This window comes from Streptomyces lydicus (assembly GCF_004125265.1).
In the GTDB taxonomy this organism is placed as follows: Bacteria; Actinomycetota; Actinomycetes; order Streptomycetales; family Streptomycetaceae; genus Streptomyces; species Streptomyces lydicus_C.
Genome location: NZ_RDTE01000003.1, coordinates 2,194,519 through 2,216,540 on the forward strand (window position 1 = coordinate 2,194,519; position 22,022 = coordinate 2,216,540).

Genomic DNA, 22,022 nt, shown 5'->3' on the forward strand with positions numbered 1-22,022 from the left:
CCTTTGCCGACTCGGCGGGCTTGCGGCGCAGCCGCCAGGCAGATCCTGGTGCAGAGCCGCCCTCTGCCCGCACACAGCCCCGCCGTGTCCTCCGCACCACGGGCCGCGGTGCGGAGGACACGGAGCGGACCGACCGAACGGTGTCACTCGCCGAGTTCCACGCACTGCCGGAGCAGGGGTTCCAGGCGTAGCTGTGCATCGTCCGCGTGGTCGAACACCTGCAGAGCATCCAGGCACGCGAAGACCCAGCGGGCCTCCGCCTCGTCCCCGGTCTTGTACACGATCGCGGTCACGACGCTCTCCCGGTCCGCCAGGTCCCCTTCGAACGCCTCGACAATGGATCGATAACCCGCCGCCAGCATCGGATCCGCGTACATACCGGTCGCTTCGACGAACGCACGGGCCGCCGAGCGGTCCGTGCGCATGCCGGCCAGACGCCGTAAGACCTCTTCGGGGTCGCCGAGTTCGCCGTACAGCTGATGCGCGCGGTCGACAAGGAGGGGCCAGCCGCCGGTCAGGGTGTAGAGCCGGTCCAGGCGTTCATCCGTGCTGAACACCTCGGTACGGTGTGCCCAGCCCCGCAGACTGCGGCGATCATGCCGGCGCAGCACCACCGGAACCGCGGTGGTGTGTTCCTCGCCTGTCAGCAGGACACGCCACAGGTCCAGTTGTCCGGTATCGGTCACGAGCACCACTGCGCGCGTCACCCCGGGAGTACCCGGCAGCAGGGCGTCGGCCAGATCGACGGCCTCACGGAGGGTCTCCGGCTTCGCGGGGTAGCGGGCGAAGTCGCTGATGAGCACCCGCCGTTCACGCGGATTCCCACCCGTGAGCTCCTGCTTGAAGACGCTGAGCTTGCCGATGGGCGGGAGCTGCCAGTCGGCGATGCGCCCGGCGACCGCACGCAGGGTGTCGCCCACGTCGCCGACCCCGGTAGCCGGGGTGCCCAGGACGACCCTCGTCTGATTCGCGCGCTCACCGAGGAGATCGTCCAGCTGGGTGATGGTGAGCGGGGCGGGACGGCCGTCGGGGAGCTCCGGCCGCCCCTCCAGCACGATGCTCTCCTCCAGCTTGCAGTCCTGTTCGGCCCGGACCAGACGGGTCTCCACCTCGTGGGACGTGCCGATCATGCGCAGTGCGTTCGGGCCACGCAGATGCCAGCCCTGGCCCTCGTGGTTGGGAGCCAGAACCCCCAGCCCCACCATCTCGGAGAGGTAGGCCCGGAAACCCTCGGTGTCGAGCTGCCGGAAACCCTCCCGCCAATAGGTCTCGCATTCCTCGCGCAGTTCGGCGTCGCTCAGCCGCACTTCCAGACCGTGGTTACGGGCCTGGTACGCCAAAACGTTGGCGATCACGTCGTATCGGTGGTCCAGGCTCAGGGTGTCCTTGAAGGCCGCCGAGATGCCGGTCCTGAGGGCGGCGTCCGACTCCACCGCCTCGATGTCGGTGACCCGCACCGTGTACGGAGGTCCCTCCGCTCCGCGCCGCGCCCGCTTGCGGTGCATCACCTCGACCAGCCGATGGCCGAACATCTGAAGCAGGAACGGCTGGTACGAGCAGTAACCCAGCACCCGGTTCACCAGGTCCACGTCGTCGAACTCGAAGCCCAGCGCCCGCATCGGCTCGACCAGCAGATCGGCGGCGAACTGCGGGGCGAGCGGACCGATCACCTTCGGGGTCTGCGCGAGATGCCCGAACGGTCCGTTGCTCGCCAGCTTGGAGAAGCGCTGCACGGAGTGCAGGCCGGCAAAGACGACCTTGGCCCGGTCCTTGGTGTCCGACCCGAGTCCCTTCAGTTTCTTGGTCTGGTCGAACCGAGGAGCATCCGCCTCGAAGAACTGGTCGCACTCGTCGAGCAGGATCAGCAGGCGGCGCCGCGAGTCCCCGTCGAGCCAGTTGCGTGTTCCCTCGCGCACCCGCTCGGAACGGTCCTTCTGCGACTTGCGGCCCTGGGGCCGGCCCAGCACCTGGGCATCGGTCAGCTCCCGGTCCAGGACGCTCCACAGGGCCTGAGGCCCGAGGGAGCTCCCCTTGCCGATGTTCTCCTGGTCCAGGTTCAGGTACACCGACTGGTGGAACCCGGGGCGCTGATCCATGAAGCGTTCCCCGGCATCGCTGAGCAGCGCCGACTTGCCCAGGCCGCGGCCGCCGAAGATGACCTGGGTGCCGCGCGGGTCGAGGATGCTCTTGCGTTCCGCGTCCCGCCCGTAGAACATCTCCCCGCCGATCCGCCCGCGCTTCTCCCTGATGTACGGGTTGACACCGGAGAACGGCAGCAGGGTCTGGGTGGCCGTACTGGCCTGCCGGTTGCCGCGAGCCGCAAGATAGGCAAGGGCCGCATCGTCCACGACCAGCAGCGGCTGGAGACGGTCGGATCCGGCGGCGAGTTCCGCGCGGGCATCCCGGCCGAGGGTGCCGAAGTAGACGACCAGGAGACTGGTCTCACTGGTGTCCCGCAACGCCAGGCTCATGACGACCTCGGCAGGCGGGCGGCCCCAGAGCATCAGCACACGGAGGTTGCCGCCCTGCTCCTTGATCTGCGAGCCGAAGGCCGGCACCTTGGCCCGGCCGTTGACCTCCACGCCGCTCGCTTCGAAGAAGCGGTACTCGCGCCGGTGCGGCGACAGCTCCTCCAGCGACCGGGCGCTCTCGGCGTCGTATCCCAGGAGTTTCAGTGCCGGGAGCAGCTTCCGCCCGGCGGGGGCCTTGGGCCGGTCCTTCGCCTCGGTGGCGCCCAGCTCACGCCAGTCGTTCAGGGCGTCCGCCGCCAGTGCCGCCTCGTCACTGGAGAGGTTTCCGTAGTCCAGGACGGGAACGGTCGGGTGCTTCCCCCCGGAGCGGACCATGGCGACGAGTTCGTGATCAATGCCCTTGGGCAGCCCTTCGGGCACGACAGGGAAGAACTCCGTCAGGTGGGACTCGCCCGCCTCGATCTCCGGGACGGGTTCGCCGATCTCCAGGAAGTAGACGAGGTCGGCGGCGGTCGCCAGGCCACCGGTATCCAGGTGTCGCAGCACCTGTGCCCGTTCGTCTGCCGGGAGGTCCAGGGCGTCGAGCCGGGCCCGGATCCGGCCGGCCGCTTCTTGCCGGTGCATGGGCAGATCCGCCCGTACCGTCTCCAACGCCCGTCGCACGTCGATCAGGTCATGGTGGCCGGTGTCGTCGAGGTGCGTGCGCGCATCCGCCAGCAGCTCCTGCAGGCGCAGATCCTGGTCGTCCGTCACCGCACCGTCGGCCTGGGCCCGGTGCAGCTCCGTGACGAGTTCGTCGTGCTCCGTCCGGAGAGCCGCACGCCTCGTGGTCTCCAGCTCCTCGATCTCGGCCAGCCTCTGCGGCCCGAACGCTTCGCCCTCCGAGGCCGGCAGTGCCCCCCGGGCCGACAGCTCCACCATCGTGCGGGCCGCCGTGAACGCGTCGCGGTCGAGCCGCTCGCGCAGCGCCTCTTCCCAGCCGCGGTCGGCTGCCGTCAGGAGCCCGTCGAGCGAGGGCTGCTCCGCTGCTGTGTCACAGATCTTGAGCAGTTCCGCATCCAGGACCAGCTCCGGGTCGGCCCCACTGCCGGGGGGCATGGCCCCGGTGCCGCCGGACAGCAGGGCGAAGAGCTCCTCCATGGCACTGCGCGCCGCCCACGCGGCCGCGGTGGCGGCAGTACCGGATCGCCCCGCCGGCCGTTCGAGTTCCGTCAGCACGGCGTCACGCCGGGCCAGCATCGACTGACGCAGGGACGAGATCTCCTTGGCGGCACGGTTCCCCTCCGACCGTCCGCCCCGGCGAGCCCTGTCGGCCGCCAGGCACCATTCCTTCGCCAGACCGACCGCCCGCTCGACGATATGCACCAGGTCCCGGCGTCCGGAGCCCTGGAGGGGTTTGCCGCTGGACGGACGGTACTCGCGGTCCATCCGGTCGATCTCACTGTTGACCTCGGACGGCTTCGACAGGCGCTCCGCCTCCTCCCGGACGGCCGGCAGCGCGTCACGGTCATTGTTGAGCACGGCCGTGAGCATCGAACCGAGCAGCCCGTCGTCGGGAGCCAGCCATCGCTTGGCGATCTCCGTCGCCCTGGCGAACCGGAACCGCTGCGGTGCGATGACCGTGCCGCACTGTTCGCGCAGCTCCCTCAACCGGGCCTCGGTCTCGGAGGCGTCGGCGATCACGACCAGCGGGGAGGCGATCATCAGAGCCCCACTGAGCGCACGGTCCGCGACCGCGGCCGCCACCTCCCCCAGCACGTCCGGAAGCCGCGGCACCATGACCTTGAGCTGAGCACCCGCCAGGTGGTCGCCGGTGACCAGGGCCGCGCGCAACAGGGCAGGAAGCAGAACGAGTTCATTGCCCTCCGCGTCCTCTCCGACGAATTCGCTCTGCTGCTGTAGCAGGTCGGCGACCAGCCGGGCGCCGTGGCTGGTGCCGGAGGTGAGCAGTGCTGTCGCACCGGCCAGCCGGAGCGCCGCCGCCTGGGGCTCGGGGCGGCCTGCGGCCCGCGCCACATGGTGCGCGAGTCCGAAGCGCCGCTCCGCGACCAGTCGTGCCAGGACCCGTCCGGCCGATGCGGTGTCGTCGTCCTGGTCCGCCTCCTCCTTCAGGGGCTCCGTGTCGTGGGGCGTGGCGACGGTATCCGTCGGCACCGTGACGGTGTGCTCCACAGCGGGGGCGGTGCGCATGGTCGCGGGGTGGGAATCCGAGGACACGGCCTCATCCCCCGCGAAGACCGGAGCGGGCCGGGGCGCCGCATCCGGACCGTCGGCCGGAGGTGAGCCCGAGAAATCCGTTTCCGGGAGGGTGACCGCTTCCACGACGGCGTCGCGCCGGGTCTCGGCATCCACGGCTGGCGTCTTGGCAGCGTTTTGAGCGGGGCACTCAAGGCTCTCCTCGACGGAGTCCTCGGTGGGGGTTGCGCCCACATGCTCGCCCCTCGCCGGGCCGGCAGCCGGTCCGGCCGCGTCCGCCACGACATCACCGGTCCCGCCCGTCTGCATGCTCTCCGCGGCCTCGGGCCCGGAGCGGACTTCCGTCGGCCCTGGCAGCGTCAGTTCGTGTGCCATCACCGCGGCCGTGGCACATGCGGGCAACACCCGTACGACGCGTTCCTGCAAGGCCAGAATCTCCGTCGCGGCCGCTGCCTGACGCCCCAGCCGGACCAGGTCGGCGAGTGCAGTGAGCGCGGCGCTCTCCCGTCGTTCCGTCTCTCCCCACACCGGTACGCCCAGAAGGCGCCGGGCGACGGAGCGTACGGCCTCGGCGGCGGATACTGCGGGACTGTCCTCCCGGCAGCTGATGGCCGGCAAGTCCCGCAGGGTCGCCCGCGCGACGCGGTCACGGTCGCGTTCCACCCGATGCGCGTACGCCGCCCGTGCCATGTCCTCCAGGCGAAGCGGTCCCCCTGCGACGCCGGCCGCGTCGAGCACGGTCCGGGCGCTGTCGAAGACGGCCCTCAGACCGGTCAACGGCGTCAGATCGGCTGCGGCGGGAGGGCGCCCGTCCCCGACCGCCACGGTCACTCGCCGGACGGCCCGCCCGGCCTCTGCGAGGGTGCGCTCCAGCCGTCGGCAGACCTCTTCCGGATCCGCGCCGTCCGCCGGCCCGGTCGCATCGGTTACCCCGCCCGGTGGGTCCGGGACAGGCGCGTCCAACGTCGATGCGTGCGCGACGCGCTGGTCCAGGAGGGGCCGGTGCGGCGCGGGCGAGGACGGGGCAACGGCGTCCGACGTGATGGCGTCCGTCCCCGTCCGGCCGGCCCCGGCAGGCCGGTCCTGGGCCGTCGCGGACTGCCGCTCCTTGCGTCCGGGTTCGCCGTAGGCTTCGTGCAGGCCGAGAGCGAAGTCTGCGTTCGCCTCGACGACGGACCGCGCGGCGGCGCGTACCGCGTCAAGGTGTTGCGTCTGTGCTGCGCACGCCGCCTCCGCCCCGAACCAGTCCCGGTCGGCCGCCCAGACAAGGACAAACGCGTCGGCGACCGAGGCGTTGCACCACGCGAACACGGCGGCCCGGACCAGCGTCGCACCCCACCGGAGAACAGGATCGGAGGCGGCGGCGCCCTGCGCGACGGCGGCCCTGCCCACATCGTTCATCACGGTCTGGGTGAGCGCCATGACACCGCAGGTGCACGAGTGCTGTCGTGCCTCGCGCCGAAGCCTTGCCAGGACGTCCCGGCACAATGCGCTGCCTGCCCGCCGGGGGGCTGCCATCCGGATTCCTGTGCGGCCGAGCAGGCGCTGGCGGTCCTTGGGGGCAAGGGAGTTGAAGGCCAGTTCCACCATGTCGGCCTGTAGGTCGTCCAGGGCGGCGGCAGCCGGGCGATCCAGTGCGTTGAGTGCTGCGGCCAGAGCCCCGAGGCCCTCGACCGACACGCCGACCGGGGACATCGGGGGCCCCGCGATGACGTGATAGCGGTCCTGCATACGCGCTCCGTTCGATGGTGAGCTGTGGGTGGTTCAGTTCGTCCGGCGCCAACATGACTGGGGAAGTGTGGTGTTGGCCGGGTACGCGGGCTCGGCGGAGGACTCAGCGGCCACGGGTGTACTGGGTGACGAAGGTGTAGCCCTCGGGCAGTTCCCAGCCGTCCGCCTTGCCGAGTCTGCGGCAGTGCTCCCGGAAAGCCGTCCGCTGGGCTTCGCTCGCCGAGCGCTCCGGCAGCAAACGGCGCAGATGGCCGGGTACGTACTGCACACCGCGCATTCGCCCGGTCACCGGCCCCGTGGCGCCCCAGGGCTGTATGACCCGGATCAGGGCGGGGCGGTAGCCGATCAGTGGAATCGTCCGCTCCCCGGGGCGTGCCGGGAAGTGCGGCCGACCGGTCGTGTCACGGCTGCCGACGGCCGGTTCGAGGAGTCGTTCGGCGAGCAGTTCCGCAACCGCCGCTTCCAGGGCGGTGGACCGGGTCCGGGCGGGCCGACGGCCATAGACGGCAAGGGGCAGACCGGAGCGGTCGAGCAGGGCATGGCCGTCCGGGGTGAGCAGCCCGCAACGGCGGACCGTGCGCAGCACCAGTTGTCTGGGCCCGAGGCCCGCAGCCGTGTCGCCGTTGCGGTCACTGCCCGGGGCGTCCTCGCGGGTGAGGACGCACGGGTCGTAGCAGTGGCCGATCACTCGGTGGCCGACCTGCACCGCCCGATCGAGCCGCGTCGTGACCGCCCGGATCACCCGGCTGCCCCGCAGCCAGTGGAGCTGCACAACCAGGCCGGGAAAGAAGTCAAGGGGCCAGACCACTCCGGTCAGGCGGTCGGCTCCCGCGCCGAGTTCCGCGACGGTGTGCCGGACGGCTTCGGCCGCGTCGAGGGATCCGCCGGGGTGGTCAAGTTCGAGCCGTAACGCGGGCCGGCGCCCGAAGGCCGTCCGCAGTTCCCCGGCAATGGGCGAGCGCAGCGGAAGACAGCCGTCGATGAGATGGGCCAGGCGCAGCGGCAGCCGCCAAACGATCTCGTCCTCGCCGGTCTGCAGCAGCTCACTCAGCCCAAGGGCAGCATCGTCCGCGAGCGGCGCGTCGACCGGCTCCTGGTCCTGCTCCTGCGCCTGCCCGGGGGCCGTTGCCGTAGTTGACGTCCAGCCCCGTCCGGCCGGGTCCAAAGGATCGCCCGTGCGGTCCCTCTCACCTGGGTAATGGGAACGCCAGACGCCCCCGCCCTCGAAGGCATCATCGAGCGTGACCCGGACGCCGTTCGCGAACAGTCCCTGTGCGCTGTCCCGTTGGACGACATCGGCGAGCGTCACGTTCGCCCGGCACACCGCTGCGGCGTACTCCACGCCCTTGAGCAGCTCCTCGGCGCCGGGGAAGGCGCGCAGCCTGGGCCCGACCGCGGTGTAGACCGTGACAGGAGCGGCCAGTCCGTAGCGGCGCCGCGAGGGGGTGGCCGCATGCTCCACGGCCGCTGCCAGTGTTCTCAGGTCATCGCCGCCAAGCGGTCCGGTGTCACGCCAGCAGGCCGCAAGTGCTTCCCGGGTCACGGCGTACGGACCCCACATACGCAGCAGGTCGCTGGAGGCGAGAAGGCGTCGCACCGTATCGAGGAGCCGGAGCAAACCGATACGGAGCACGTCGTCGTGCGTGCTGCCCACGAGTTCAGCGAGGGACACAGGGACGTAGGGGCTGAGGAGCTGCGCCCGTGCGGTGGTCAGCAGATAGTCCGCGTAGGCAGACAGATCACCGCACCGAGCCGCTTCCCGCGATGGGTAGCAGGCATCGATGACGATATGGCCGTCCTCGTTGATCCATCGCCGATGGGTACGCAGGCGGCGGAGTTGGGCGGGCGAAAGACTCACCCCGGGGCCGAATGCGTTCGGGTCCGGCACAAGCAGTTCCCGGCGCCGTGGAGAGGCCTCCGCCCCCTGCCTTCCCGGGCCCTCGGCACCCGCCGGCGCTCCGGACACCCAGGCCGGTACGTCCCCGAGGCTGCCCACGTCCGGATGGGTGCCCTCCTTGTAGAGGATCTCTGCGTAGAGCGGATCCGAGCCGGTCGCCACACACACCATCGCGCCGACGGGGAGGGCGGCTGCGCGCGCGCCGAGCGTTACCACGGGGAAGTCGTCGAGCCGCAGAGGGCTGCGGCCGTAGCCGTCACCGTTAAGGTGGTAGCCGAAATACACGGCGTTGAAGGCGACGGCGGCGTGCACCGGGGCCCGGCGGACCGCGACAACCGCTTCCAGGTACCGCAGCAACCGCTCCCGCTCCAGACCCGGTACGGCGTCGTAGCCCTCGGCCATGGCAGCGGTCAACAATGGATGCTCGCCGTACGGATCCGGCACCTCGGACACGGTGTAGCGCAAGTGAGATGTCGCCCTTCCGTCAGCGCCTCCCACGCCTTCCTGATGGTCAGCCAGATTCGTCGGCTGCTCTCCGGCCGGTCGGCCACATCCCCTGACAGCCACCGGACTTTGCGGCTCCCCGCCCATGCCACCTCCGCGCACCGCAGGCCCTCCCGACCCGCTTGCCATGCCTCACGCAGGCTATGTCGGTCGCCGGCTCTCCGGCCATGCTTTCGGCACCTGCACCCAAGGCCACGGGGCGGCGCAGAGAAGCGCACGCCCGGCGCGAAATGGAAACCCCGCGCACCGGTCAGGTCAGCACCTGCGCGTCCGGTGTGAGCCGGTGGGCCTCCGGTCGCCGGTCACCTGCTCAGCGTGGGCCGGTCCGCCTGTTCAGGCAGCAGCCGGAAGTCTCCGACAGCGGCTGCCCTTCCTCACCATCAGGTCCGGGTCCCACGGAGCCTCGGCCCGCGCGCCATGAGAGACGGGCCGGTGGGCAGCGCGCGCCCTGCGGCACAGCCCAGGCGAGGTCTTCCGACCCCCTTATGACAGCGCCGTCGAGGCGGTCTTCGACGGCGCTGTCACGGTGAAGCAGCTGATGCGGGACACCCCGGGCATCCCGGACGAACTGCTGACCGCGCACGGCCGCGAGTTGCTCGCACACCCCCCGCACCCGCTCGCGGCGGCGCTGCGCACAAGCGGCGCCGTATGCACCGACCGGCCCCCGTGCGCCACTTCGGCTCGACGACTGGCCCCCGTAGAGCCGGCGCAGGCGCCCCGGCACATGGAAGCGGGAAAACGGACTCGGAACGCAGAAAAGCCCCGCACCATAAGGTGCGGGGCTTCCCCACAATGATTGTTCGGCGGCGTCCTACTCTCCCACAGGGTCCCCCCTGCAGTACCATCGGCGCTGAAAGGCTTAGCTTCCGGGTTCGGAATGTAACCGGGCGTTTCCCTAACGCAATGACCACCGAAACACTATGAAGTTAACCAACCCGGCAATATCACAGGTCGTTACTTCAGAACCTACACAGTGGACGCGAGCAACTGAGGACAAGCCCTCGGCCTATTAGTACCAGTCAACTCCACCCGTTACCGGGCTTCCATATCTGGCCTATCAACCCAGTCGTCTACTGGGAGCCTTAACCCCTCAAAGGAGGTGGGAGTACTCATCTCGAAGCAGGCTTCCCGCTTAGATGCTTTCAGCGGTTATCCTTTCCGAACGTAGCCAACCAGCCATGCCCTTGGCAGGACAACTGGCACACCAGAGGTTCGTCCGTCCCGGTCCTCTCGTACTAGGGACAGCCCTTCTCAATACTCCTACGCGCACAGCGGATAGGGACCGAACTGTCTCACGACGTTCTAAACCCAGCTCGCGTACCGCTTTAATGGGCGAACAGCCCAACCCTTGGGACCGACTCCAGCCCCAGGATGCGACGAGCCGACATCGAGGTGCCAAACCATCCCGTCGATATGGACTCTTGGGGAAGATCAGCCTGTTATCCCCGGGGTACCTTTTATCCGTTGAGCGACGGCGCTTCCACAAGCCACCGCCGGATCACTAGTCCCTACTTTCGTACCTGCTCGACCCGTCAGTCTCACAGTCAAGCTCCCTTGTGCACTTACACTCAACACCTGATTGCCAACCAGGCTGAGGGAACCTTTGGGCGCCTCCGTTACCCTTTAGGAGGCAACCGCCCCAGTTAAACTACCCACCAGACACTGTCCCTGATCCGGATCACGGACCCAGGTTAGACATCCAGCACGACCAGAGTGGTATTTCAACAATGACTCCACCATGACTGGCGTCATAGCTTCAAAGTCTCCCACCTATCCTACACAAGCCGAACCGAACACCAATATCAAGCTATAGTAAAGGTCCCGGGGTCTTTCCGTCCTGCTGCGCGAAACGAGCATCTTTACTCGTAATGCAATTTCACCGGGCCTATGGTTGAGACAGTCGAGAAGTCGTTACGCCATTCGTGCAGGTCGGAACTTACCCGACAAGGAATTTCGCTACCTTAGGATGGTTATAGTTACCACCGCCGTTTACTGGCGCTTAAGTTCTCAGCTTCGCCACACCGAAATGTGACTAACCGGTCCCCTTAACGTTCCAGCACCGGGCAGGCGTCAGTCCGTATACATCGCCTTACGGCTTCGCACGGACCTGTGTTTTTAGTAAACAGTCGCTTCTCGCTGGTCTCTGCGGCCACCACCAGCTCACCGAGTAAATCGGATCACCAGCAATGGCCCCCCTTCTCCCGAAGTTACGGGGGCATTTTGCCGAGTTCCTTAACCATAGTTCACCCGAACGCCTCGGTATTCTCTACCTGACCACCTGAGTCGGTTTAGGGTACGGGCCGCCATGAAACTCGCTAGAGGCTTTTCTCGACAGCATAGGATCATCCACTTCACCACAATCGGCTCGGCATCAGGTCTCAGGCTTCATGTTGTCCGGATTTACCTGGACAACGCCCTACACCCTTACCCCGGGACAACCACCGCCCGGGCTGGACTACCTTCCTGCGTCACCCCATCACTTACCTACTACCACCTTGGATCAGCGGCTCCACCACTCCCCTACGCTCCGAAGAGCTCAGGGCGGCTTCACGGCCTTAGCATTAATGGATTCAATATTTGGCGCTTCAAAGCGGGTACCGGAATATCAACCGGTTGTCCATCGACTACGCCTGTCGGCCTCGCCTTAGGTCCCGACTTACCCTGGGCAGATCAGCTTGACCCAGGAACCCTTAGTCAATCGGCGCACACGTTTCCCACGTGTGTATCGCTACTCATGCCTGCATTCTCACTCGTGAACCGTCCACAACTCGTTTCCACGGCTGCTTCACCCGGCACACGACGCTCCCCTACCCATCACAACGGACGTTGGTCCTCATGTTGCAATGACACGACTTCGGCGGTGTGCTTGAGCCCCGCTACATTGTCGGCGCGGAATCACTTGACCAGTGAGCTATTACGCACTCTTTCAAGGATGGCTGCTTCTAAGCCAACCTCCTGGTTGTCTCTGCGACTCCACATCCTTTCCCACTTAGCACACGCTTAGGGGCCTTAGTCGATGCTCTGGGCTGTTTCCCTCTCGACCATGGAGCTTATCCCCCACAGTCTCACTGCCGCGCTCTCACTTACCGGCATTCGGAGTTTGGCTAAGGTCAGTAACCCGGTAGGGCCCATCGCCTATCCAGTGCTCTACCTCCGGCAAGAAACACACGACGCTGCACCTAAATGCATTTCGGGGAGAACCAGCTATCACGGAGTTTGATTGGCCTTTCACCCCTAACCACAGGTCATCCCCCAGGTTTTCAACCCTGGTGGGTTCGGTCCTCCACGAAGTCTTACCTCCGCTTCAACCTGCCCATGGCTAGATCACTCCGCTTCGGGTCTTGGGCACGCTACTCAACGCCCTCTTCGGACTCGCTTTCGCTACGGCTTCCCCACACGGGTTAACCTCGCAACATACCGCAAACTCGCAGGCTCATTCTTCAAAAGGCACGCAGTCACGACTGCATGTGCAAGCACATACAGCGACGCTCCCACGGCTTGTAGGCACACGGTTTCAGGTACTATTTCACTCCGCTCCCGCGGTACTTTTCACCATTCCCTCACGGTACTATCCGCTATCGGTCACCAGGGAATATTTAGGCTTAACGGGTGGTCCCGCCAGATTCACACGGGATTTCTCGGGCCCCGTGCTACTTGGGTGGTTCTCAAACGAGCCGTCAATGTTTCAGCTACGGGGGTCTTACCCTCTACGCCGGACCTTTCGCATGTCCTTCGCCTACATCAACGGTTTCTGACTCGTCTCACAGCCGGCAGACTGTGAAAGAGAACTCCCACAACCCCAGCCACGCAACCCCTGCCGGGTATCACACGTAACTGGTTTGGCCTCATCCGGTTTCGCTCGCCACTACTCCCGGAATCACGGTTGTTTTCTCTTCCTGCGGGTACTGAGATGTTTCACTTCCCCGCGTTCCCTCCACACTGCCTATGTGTTCAGCAGCGGGTGACAGCCCATGACGACTGCCGGGTTTCCCCATTCGGACACCCCCGGATCAAAGCTCGGTTGACAGCTCCCCGGGGCCTATCGCGGCCTCCCACGTCCTTCATCGGTTCCTGGTGCCAAGGCATCCACCGTGCGCCCTTAAAAACTTGGCCACAGATGCTCGCGTCCACTGTGCAGTTCTCAAGCAACGACCAGCCACCCGTCACAACCCACCGAAGTGAGCCTTTACCGGGGCCGGCATCGCGAAGGTCCAGACTCACAGTCCGTACCCTCAGATACCCAACAACGTGCCCGGCCCACTTCACCGATCACCACGTTCCACGCCGAAGCAGTACTAGTGACAACCAATCAAGTGTGCCGAATAGTCAACGTTCCACCCATGAGCTAACCACCGCCGGACGTTTGCCGGCGTAGTGGCTCTGGACAACCTTGCGGCTGCCTAGATGCTCCTTAGAAAGGAGGTGATCCAGCCGCACCTTCCGGTACGGCTACCTTGTTACGACTTCGTCCCAATCGCCAGTCCCACCTTCGACGATTCCCTCCCACAAGGGGTTGGGCCACCGGCTTCGGGTGTTACCGACTTTCGTGACGTGACGGGCGGTGTGTACAAGGCCCGGGAACGTATTCACCGCAGCAATGCTGATCTGCGATTACTAGCAACTCCGACTTCATGGGGTCGAGTTGCAGACCCCAATCCGAACTGAGACCGGCTTTTTGAGATTCGCTCCACCTCGCGGTATCGCAGCTCATTGTACCGGCCATTGTAGCACGTGTGCAGCCCAAGACATAAGGGGCATGATGACTTGACGTCGTCCCCACCTTCCTCCGAGTTGACCCCGGCAGTCTCCTGTGAGTCCCCATCACCCCGAAGGGCATGCTGGCAACACAGAACAAGGGTTGCGCTCGTTGCGGGACTTAACCCAACATCTCACGACACGAGCTGACGACAGCCATGCACCACCTGTACACCGACCACAAGGGGGACCCTGTCTCCAGGGTTTTCCGGTGTATGTCAAGCCTTGGTAAGGTTCTTCGCGTTGCGTCGAATTAAGCCACATGCTCCGCTGCTTGTGCGGGCCCCCGTCAATTCCTTTGAGTTTTAGCCTTGCGGCCGTACTCCCCAGGCGGGGAACTTAATGCGTTAGCTGCGGCACGGACGACGTGGAATGTCGCCCACACCTAGTTCCCAACGTTTACGGCGTGGACTACCAGGGTATCTAATCCTGTTCGCTCCCCACGCTTTCGCTCCTCAGCGTCAGTATCGGCCCAGAGATCCGCCTTCGCCACCGGTGTTCCTCCTGATATCTGCGCATTTCACCGCTACACCAGGAATTCCGATCTCCCCTACCGAACTCTAGCCTGCCCGTATCGAATGCAGACCCGGGGTTAAGCCCCGGGCTTTCACATCCGACGTGACAAGCCGCCTACGAGCTCTTTACGCCCAATAATTCCGGACAACGCTTGCGCCCTACGTATTACCGCGGCTGCTGGCACGTAGTTAGCCGGCGCTTCTTCTGCAGGTACCGTCACTCTCGCTTCTTCCCTGCTGAAAGAGGTTTACAACCCGAAGGCCGTCATCCCTCACGCGGCGTCGCTGCATCAGGCTTTCGCCCATTGTGCAATATTCCCCACTGCTGCCTCCCGTAGGAGTCTGGGCCGTGTCTCAGTCCCAGTGTGGCCGGTCGCCCTCTCAGGCCGGCTACCCGTCGTCGCCTTGGTAGGCCATCACCCCACCAACAAGCTGATAGGCCGCGGGCTCATCCTTCACCGCCGGAGCTTTCCACCACCAGACCATGCGGTCGGTAGTCGTATCCGGTATTAGACCCCGTTTCCAGGGCTTGTCCCAGAGTGAAGGGCAGATTGCCCACGTGTTACTCACCCGTTCGCCACTAATCCCCTCCCGAAGGAGGTTCATCGTTCGACTTGCATGTGTTAAGCACGCCGCCAGCGTTCGTCCTGAGCCAGGATCAAACTCTCCGTGAATGTTTACTCGGCCAGTAAATAAATTACAGCCGGTGAACACACACGAGAGCGGAACGAGCGGACGGAATAGGTCTGCTCGTTCACAGCGTCCTCGCTGTGTGTGCCACCCCGACCCGTGGGCCGTGGTGGGCTTTCAAAGGAACCTCATCCGCCGGATGTTTCCGGTGGACGGGGTATCAACATATCTGGCGTTGACTTTTGGCACGCTGTTGAGTTCTCAAGGAACGGACGCTTCCTTTGTTCCTGTTTCACCAGGATCTCCGGGCACTTCCCTTCGGTCTTGCGTTTCCGACTCTATCAGATCCTTGCGGGCCCGATTTTCGCCGGTGCGTTTCCGCCTTTCGGCTTCTTCGCGTTTCCAACCTTACCAGATCCGTTTCCGTGTCCGGCGCCCTGTTGGAGCGGGTCGGCCGTTCCGCTTTCGCTTTCCGGCCTTTCCGACTCTACCAGACCCGATTTCGTTCCGTTGCCGGTCCGAAGTCGTTTCCGATTCCCCGTCGGAGGGGGTTTGCCTCGGGTGCGACTTCTTGCGTTGCCGCGCCTTTCGGCGTGATCACTACTTTAGCGGAATTCCTCGTTGACGCATAATCACGTCACGGTCGAATTTCGGCATGCCGAAATTGGTCCCGATGAGGGGCCGTGCAGTAGTGGTGTGCCGCTGTTGCGGCGGGATGGCTGCCCCGGGCCTCTCGGCTCCGTGGCAACTCGAATAACTTACACGATCCTACGAGGACGGCACGACTGGGGGCACGTCTGCGGTGGTCCGAGCCACACCGGACCGCTAGGTCACTGGGTCACCGGCCACGAGGGCGTACACCGAGCGCCGCCGTCTGCAGCGGCGGCCACAGCGCCTCGACGCTCTCGGCGGCCCCGTCGGAAGAGCTGGAGCAGGCGAACGTGGGCACCGCATGAGGCGCCACAAGAGCTGTTCCTCTCCTCATGGGATCAGAGTGCTCCCCGGCTCATGCATCACACCTCCGATGCCGGAGACGCCAGCTCCTGGCACCGGAGTGCCAGGCGTCCAGGCGTCCAGGCGTCCAGGCGTCCAGGCGCCGAGGGTTGCTCCGTGCTCCGTGCACCAATCGACTGCGGAACCACGTTGCCCCATGGCTTGCGGCGCGCTCGCCATGGGGGGGACGGCCGCCGACGGCGCTCTTCCGGGCTTTCGCGAAGCCAGCCCCCGGGAGCCGGACCATCCGCTGACAGCCGAGTTGATGCCGTCGCGCGGTGAGCTGGGGTGCGCCATGGCGAACGGGCGGCGCCGGGCAGTGTGCGCCGGCCGCCCATCGCACCGCTCCACGACGCCGGACTCCACTGCCACCGGTACGCCATGTTCGGCGCTCTCACGCTTGCCGGACAGCAGCGGCAGCAGGCTGTCCGAAGACCCCGATCCCGTGTGTTTCGCCCCCTGCTACGGTGCGCGGAAATCAACGACCTCAGGGGGGACGGTTGGGAACCGTCGAGCGGCCGACAGCGGAGCGGCAGCGACAGGCGAAGATCCTTCGGTTCTGGCGAGCGGTGGAGTACTTCAGCCCTCCGAAGGTCGACCCGGTGAACCAGAAGAAGAACATGTTCGCTGTGGGAGCGAATCGGCCACTGCCTTGGGAGCCTGGTTCCAAGATCAGTGAAGCTCGGCCCCGTCCGAACAAAGTGTGGCGGCACACTGTCTACGCCGGGATCTTCGCTGTCGACAAAGTACGCAACGTCCTGCTGGAGGCGTTCCGCGTACCGGATGCCGAACAGGACTTTGACGGCCGGACCGGCGGCGACGGAGCCGTCCTGTGCTTCATGGTGAATGAGGACGGGCAGCTGATCAAGGACAGTGTCACGCTGTCCTCCTGCGCCTGGGCGATCGGACAGACCCTGGTCCCCGGACCGCACGACGACCAGTGGCTGACCGGGTTCGAGGAACAGAGCACGCTGCTGCTGCAGCGCCTACTGGACCTGGGGGACGGAAAGGTCGACGTGGAGCGCTGCCCTGCGCCCGACCGGGAGTCGACTTCAGCAGGGCTCGGCACGGTCGCGGGGCTCATGTCCCGGATCGCCGTCAGCGCGGCCAAAGGCGGGCTGGGCGTGGCGGCCGCAGCAGCCGGCGCCGGCCTCGGACCTGTGGGCGGGGCCGTGACCGCGAAGGTGATCGAGCAGGTGGGCGGCGAGATGCTCGACGCCGCGGCCTCCGGCCTCGCCAACCGGAGGGCAGGCAACGCAGTGCCGCCGGACCAGGAGCAGGACGGCGCCGCGGAACAATCAGTGGAGGAGCCCGAGACCGCGGCAGAAGGCCCCCCGGCAGAGGTCGGCACAAAGATCCTCGATGTGCACGACCTGGCCGCTGTCACTCGCTGGGTGGCCGAACAGCTGGGCGTTGCCGAGGCCCTGAAGCCCAACGCGATCCGCGTCAAGAGTTATCTGGTCTCGGCCAAACACGCCGATGACTCGAGCGGCGACGTCTTCCTCAACAGCTTCTACGCGGACGATCTCGAACGGGTCGCGGATTCCGTCGAGGCCGGGCAGGCCGGCACCGCCTTGCTGGACTACCTCCGTGACGAAGCAGATCTGGACGCGGCGCTCCGCTGCGATGTGCGCAGCACACCCGCGACCGTCCTGGAGCATGTGCAGCCCGTCGGCATGCCCCTGGGGCGGTGGCCCGCCGACAATGACAAGCCCCTCGTTCTCAGCCAGCAGTTCGCGGTCAACCGCATCATGGACACTCTTGGGGCGGACGACGGACGTGGCGTCTACGCAGTCAACGGGCCGCCGGGCACCGGCAAGACCACCATGTTGCGCGACCTGATCGCGGCTCTCGTGGTCCGGCGAGCCGAGCGATTGGCGACCCTCGACAGCCCGGAACTCGCCTTCGACCGTAAACCGTTGTCGTGGCGCACCGAGGAGACCGCCGGCAGGCCGTTCCCGCGCAGCATCCGTCCGTTGATCCCCGAGCTCACCGGCTTCGAGATGGTGATCGCATCGTCCAATAACGGGGCGGTGGAGAACGTGACCTTGGAAGTTCCGGGAGCACGGGCGATCGGCGACGCCTGGAAACCGTACGCGGACTACCTCTCCGGCCCTGCCAGCCTTCTTCTGGACGACGACGCCTGGGGCGCGATAGCCGCACGGCTCGGACGGCGAAGCAACCGTTCCGACTTCGTCGAACGCTTCTGGTGGGGTGAGGCGGCAAAGAACTCCGGTCGACGGCAAAAGGGGGTTGCGGGCGAGGCTCCTCCCCGGCAGGGGCTCCAGGAGATGTTGCAACTACAGCGCACCCACGTCGCCGCGGCCTCGCGGGAGCATCGGGGAGCGGAAAACGCGAGTCCCGATGCTCCCGCGACACCACTGCCGCTGGGGCGCGAGACATGGACACAGGCCGTCGATCGCTTCTCACGGGCCCGGACCCGGGTGCGGGAAATGGCGGCGGAGCGCCAGGAGATCGCCGACCTCTCCGCGCGGATGACGGGGCCGGACGCCCTCCTGGATGAGCTGCTGACCCTGGAGTCCCAGGCCCATGACGCCGTCCGGCTCCTCCAAGAGGAACAACGCCACGCGGAGTCCGCCGTCTCCCGCACCCGCGACGAGTACACCCGGCGTCGGACTGTGGTCTCCTCGGCGCGGACTCGGCTCGACTCGGCCGAAACCGCGGTGCGAGGAGGAGAGGAGAGCGTCAGGGCGGCAGAGGCCTCGCTCCGCGCCCACGACGAGACCAAACCCGGCCGCTTCAAACGAGTGTTCACCCGGGAACCCATGCGGCGCTGGGAGGCCGACCGCGTTCCCTTCGCGTCGCACGTGGCTGCCGCGGATGCCCGTCTCGCCGGCCTGGATTCCCTTCGCGTCGCGCGGCACGCCGATCTGCGCACCGCACAGGAGCAGTTGGACGAGGCACTGGCCGCCGTTCGGAACGCGGAGGCCAGACTCGCCATGTGTGAGCAGGCTCGCGAGCGGCAGATCGTCCTGGCTTCCGAAGCCGGGCAGCAGGTGACCCACAGACGCCGCGAGCGGGAGGCCGAGCACCGACGACTGACCGAAGCGTCCGAGCGGTGGGGCGCCTCGCTGCCCGGAGCGGAGTGGCAGGCGAGGCCCGACGACCGAGGTGCGATGGAGAAACGGGAACTGTCCGCCCCTTGGATGGACCCCGAGTTCGCCGCTGCGCGCTCCGAGCTCTTTCTCGCCGCCCTGACCCTGCATCGCGCTCTGCTGGCCACATCGCCCGATCTCATGCGCAAGAACCTGCAGGCCGTGATGGACGTGATCAAGGGCCAGGCACCGGCCGACCTACCCGCGCGGACGGTGCTCGCCGCCTGGCAGATGCTGTTCCTGGTCGTCCCCGTGGTTTCTACGACCTTTGCTTCGGCAGGAAGGATGTTCAGTCGGCTGGGAAGCGAGGCGCTTGGCTGGCTGTTCGTCGATGAGGCCGGCCAGGCAGCGCCACAGGAGGTGGTTGGCGCGCTGTGGAGGTCGCGGCGCGCTGTCGTCGTGGGCGATCCTCTCCAGCTCGAACCCGTCGTCACCCTTCCGTGGACCGGCCAGCAACGGCTCGCCGGGCACTTCTCCGTGCACCGCCAATGGGCCCCGGCCGCAGCCTCCGTACAGACTCTTGCCGATCGGCTCAACGAGTACGGCACCTGGCTGAGGGGAGATGACGGTGAGCGCGTCTGGCTCGGCTCGCCGCTCCGCGTCCACCGGCGTTGCGATCGCCTGATGTTCGACGTCAGCAACAAGATCGCCTACGACGGGATGATGATCTACGGGGTCTCACGCGACCAGGACGACTTCGCGCCTGCTCCGTGGAGTATCTGGATGGATGTGGGCTCGCTGCCGGGCGAGGAGAAGTGGAACCCTGAGGAGGGAAGGCGGCTGGAGCTCTCCCTCGATCAGATCGGGAGGCGCATCGCGGCGACGATGCGGGAGGAACGCCGGGACACCGGCGCAGTGCCACCCGCACAGGGCGCGGCGGGGGGCGAGTTCACGGAGGAGCTGACACGTCTCCTGAATGAATCGGTCTTCGTCGTCAGCCCGTTCCGCGATGTCGTCAGCGGCATCGGCAGGGTGGCGGGGAAACGTCTCGACCCCCGTCGCTACGGAACCGTGCACACCACACAGGGCAAGGAAGCGGACATCGTGATCCTGGTCCTCGGCACCGGTGCGGACCAGGTGAACTCTCGCGCCTGGGCCTCCCAGAAGCCCAACCTGCTCAACGTCGCAGTCACCCGCGCACGCCGCCGGCTCATCGTGATCGGAGATTTCGACGCCTGGTCACGGCACCGCTATTTCAGAGACCTGGCCGAGCACGACGAGATCCGCAGGTGGACACCTGGGCACTGAGCCCTTGGCTGCCGGGATGTGGGGGCGATCGTCAGCCCGGGGCGCCGGGGGCGTGGCCGCGGTGGTCACGCACCCGGACCTGAGAGGGCGTGGTGCCGAGCAGCCGTTCGGGTCGGGGGCCACGGCCGCGACGGGGCGCGGTGTGCCCGATGCCGTGTCGGGTCGGGTCGGGTCTTGATGGTGATCCGGGCGGCCAGTTCGTGGGCCAGGACACGCGCTTCGTCGGCCGACTCGCCACGTATTGCGTGTCGGTAAGACGCCACCGCATCGACGGGTTCACGCTCGCGACCTGTAATTCAACGCACCTGACGCCCCATCCGAACGAGCGTCAAATGATCGTCGCGAGCGCCATCCCAGCGCCAAGGTGCCGCCCGTAAGGCCCACACCGTACATAATGCGCACGGACAAAACCGCAGGTCAGGAGCCCTTGGCTGCCTTCTCCAGCACCACAACGCACTCCACATGATGCGTCATCGGAAACAGATCAAACGCCCGCATCCGCCGCGGGGCATACCCCGCCTCCGCGAAGTACTTGAGGTCGCGGGCGAGGGCTGCCGGGTCGCAGGCGACGTAGGCGATGCGGCGGGGGGTGAGGGAGGCGAGGTGGGTGACGGTCTTTTTGCCGGCGCCGGCGCGGGGTGGGTCGAGGACGATGAGGTCGACGTCGGTGATGCCGGTGCGGGGGAGGATCGCCTCGACCTTGCCGTGTTCGATGCGTACCCGGTCGAGGTCCTGGAGGTTGTGGCGGGCGTCGTCGACGGCACGCTTGCCGGACTCGATGCCGAGGACCGCGCCCTTGTCGCCGACGCGTTCGGCGAGGGCGCCCGCGAAGAGGCCGACGCCGCAGTAGAGGTCGAGGGCCATGTCGCCCTTCTTGGGCATCAGGCCCTGCATGACGGCCTCGACGAGGAGGTCGGCGGCCTTCGGGTGGACCTGCCAGAAACCACCGTTGCCGACCCGCCAGGTGCGGTCGGCGGCGCGCTCGCGGACGAAGGGGCGGCCGTGCACGCGGTGGACGCCGCCGTCCTTCTCGCCGATCCGCAGGACGGAGACCGGCTTGTCGAGTTCGACGATGGGGAGGCGGCCGCCGGGGCGGGGGGTGAGGATGACCTGGCGGTCGTGGGAGCCGGTGGCGGCGATCGCCTCGACCGCGGCCATCTGGGGCCACTCACGCTTCTCGATGCCGAGTTCGGAGACCCCCGGGGCGGCGATCATGCAGTGGGTGACCGGCTCGATGTCGTGCGAGCGGTGCTTGCGCAGGCCCGCGTGGCCGTCCGCGTCGACGGCGTACTGGACGCGGGTGCGCCAGGCAGGGACCTCGCCCTTGGCGACCTTGTCGCCGGGGGCGGGCTCGACCGTGCCGTCCCAGTGGGCGTCGTCCGGCGACAGGCCGGCCAGTCGTTCCAGCTGCTCGGCGATGACCGAGGCCTTCAGGCGGCGCTGGGCGCCGGGGGCGGCGTGCTGCCAGTCGCAGCCGCCGCACTTGCCGGGGCCGGAGAAGGGACAGGGAGCCTCGACCCGGTCCTTGGAGGGGGTGAGGATCTGCACCGCGTCGGTGCGCAGGAAGCGTGCGCCCTCCTCGCCGTCGGTGACGCGGGCGATCACCCGCTCGCCGGGCAGGGCGTGCCGTACGAAGAGGACCTGGCCCTCGTCGGTGCGGGCGATGCAGTGGCCGCCGTGTGCAACCGGGCCGACCTCGACCTCGTACTCCTCGCCGACCAGCGATTTCTTCGGTTCTGCCTGCATGGCGGGAGGGCTCCTGTGGTGGGTGGTGCGGGGCGAGACGGGGGCGGTACGGGGCGCGCGGTGCGGCCGGACCGACTTCTGTACGGCGGGACGCCGACCGTCAAGTCTACGTCCCGGCGTGCCGTGTCCTGCCCCGGTCCCGTGCCGGGAGGGGAGCGATGGGATGGAGTGGGGCGGGGCGCCTCCTGCGGATCGCCCGTCGTCGGCGCATGGGGCTCAC

At 66.9% G+C, this 22,022-nt stretch carries 5 protein-coding genes and 3 rRNA genes; 1 reads left to right on the plus strand and 7 read right to left on the minus strand.

The annotated features are described in order from the left end of the window. Positions 1-143 precede the first annotated feature (143 nt). From D9V36_RS12175 to D9V36_RS40900, 6 genes are all read right to left on the minus strand, one after another. Complete coding sequence (locus tag D9V36_RS12175; RefSeq protein ID WP_129293789.1) at positions 144-6,398, minus strand: hypothetical protein; 6,255 nt, start codon at positions 6,396-6,398, stop codon at positions 144-146. Positions 6,399-6,501: 103 nt separating this feature from the next. After that, positions 6,502-8,709 carry a hypothetical protein gene (locus D9V36_RS12180; RefSeq protein WP_241720847.1) on the minus strand — a complete coding sequence of 736 codons (2,208 nt, stop codon included), beginning with the start codon at positions 8,707-8,709 and terminating at the stop codon, positions 6,502-6,504. An 888-nt stretch (positions 8,710-9,597) separates the two neighbouring features. Further along, positions 9,598-9,714 (minus strand): 5S ribosomal RNA (gene rrf / locus D9V36_RS12185). A gap of 74 nt (positions 9,715-9,788) precedes the next feature. Then, positions 9,789-12,912: ribosomal RNA gene (locus D9V36_RS12190) — 23S ribosomal RNA — on the minus strand. A gap of 302 nt (positions 12,913-13,214) precedes the next feature. Beyond that, positions 13,215-14,743, minus strand: a 16S ribosomal RNA gene (locus tag D9V36_RS12195). The 16S, 23S and 5S rRNA genes sit together here, the layout of an rRNA operon. 794 nt (positions 14,744-15,537) lie before the next feature. Continuing rightward, on the minus strand, positions 15,538-15,684 hold the full coding sequence (locus D9V36_RS40900; protein WP_164992940.1) for a hypothetical protein: 147 nt from the start codon (positions 15,682-15,684) through the stop codon (positions 15,538-15,540). Between the two features lie 709 nt (positions 15,685-16,393). Between D9V36_RS40900 and D9V36_RS12210 the strand changes: the two genes are divergently transcribed. Continuing rightward, positions 16,394-20,056, plus strand: a complete 3,663-nt coding sequence (locus tag D9V36_RS12210; RefSeq protein ID WP_164992941.1) for a DEAD/DEAH box helicase — start codon at positions 16,394-16,396, stop codon at positions 20,054-20,056. Positions 20,057-20,473: 417 nt separating this feature from the next. On the opposite strand, the gene D9V36_RS12215 is transcribed toward D9V36_RS12210, so the two are convergent. Continuing rightward, positions 20,474-21,802 carry a class I SAM-dependent RNA methyltransferase gene (locus tag D9V36_RS12215; RefSeq protein WP_129293793.1) on the minus strand — a complete coding sequence of 443 codons (1,329 nt, stop codon included), beginning with the start codon at positions 21,800-21,802 and terminating at the stop codon, positions 20,474-20,476. Between the last annotated feature and the right edge of the window lie 220 nt (positions 21,803-22,022).

Coding starts and splice junctions, on each gene's coding strand:
- D9V36_RS12175 (WP_129293789.1), bottom strand. CDS start 6,398: ATGCAGGACCGCTATCACGTCATCGCGGGGCCCCCGATGTCCCCGGTC.
- D9V36_RS40900 (WP_164992940.1), bottom strand. CDS start 15,684: ATGAGGAGAGGAACAGCTCTTGTGGCGCCTCATGCGGTGCCCACGTTC.
- D9V36_RS12215 (WP_129293793.1), bottom strand. CDS start 21,802: ATGCAGGCAGAACCGAAGAAATCGCTGGTCGGCGAGGAGTACGAGGTC.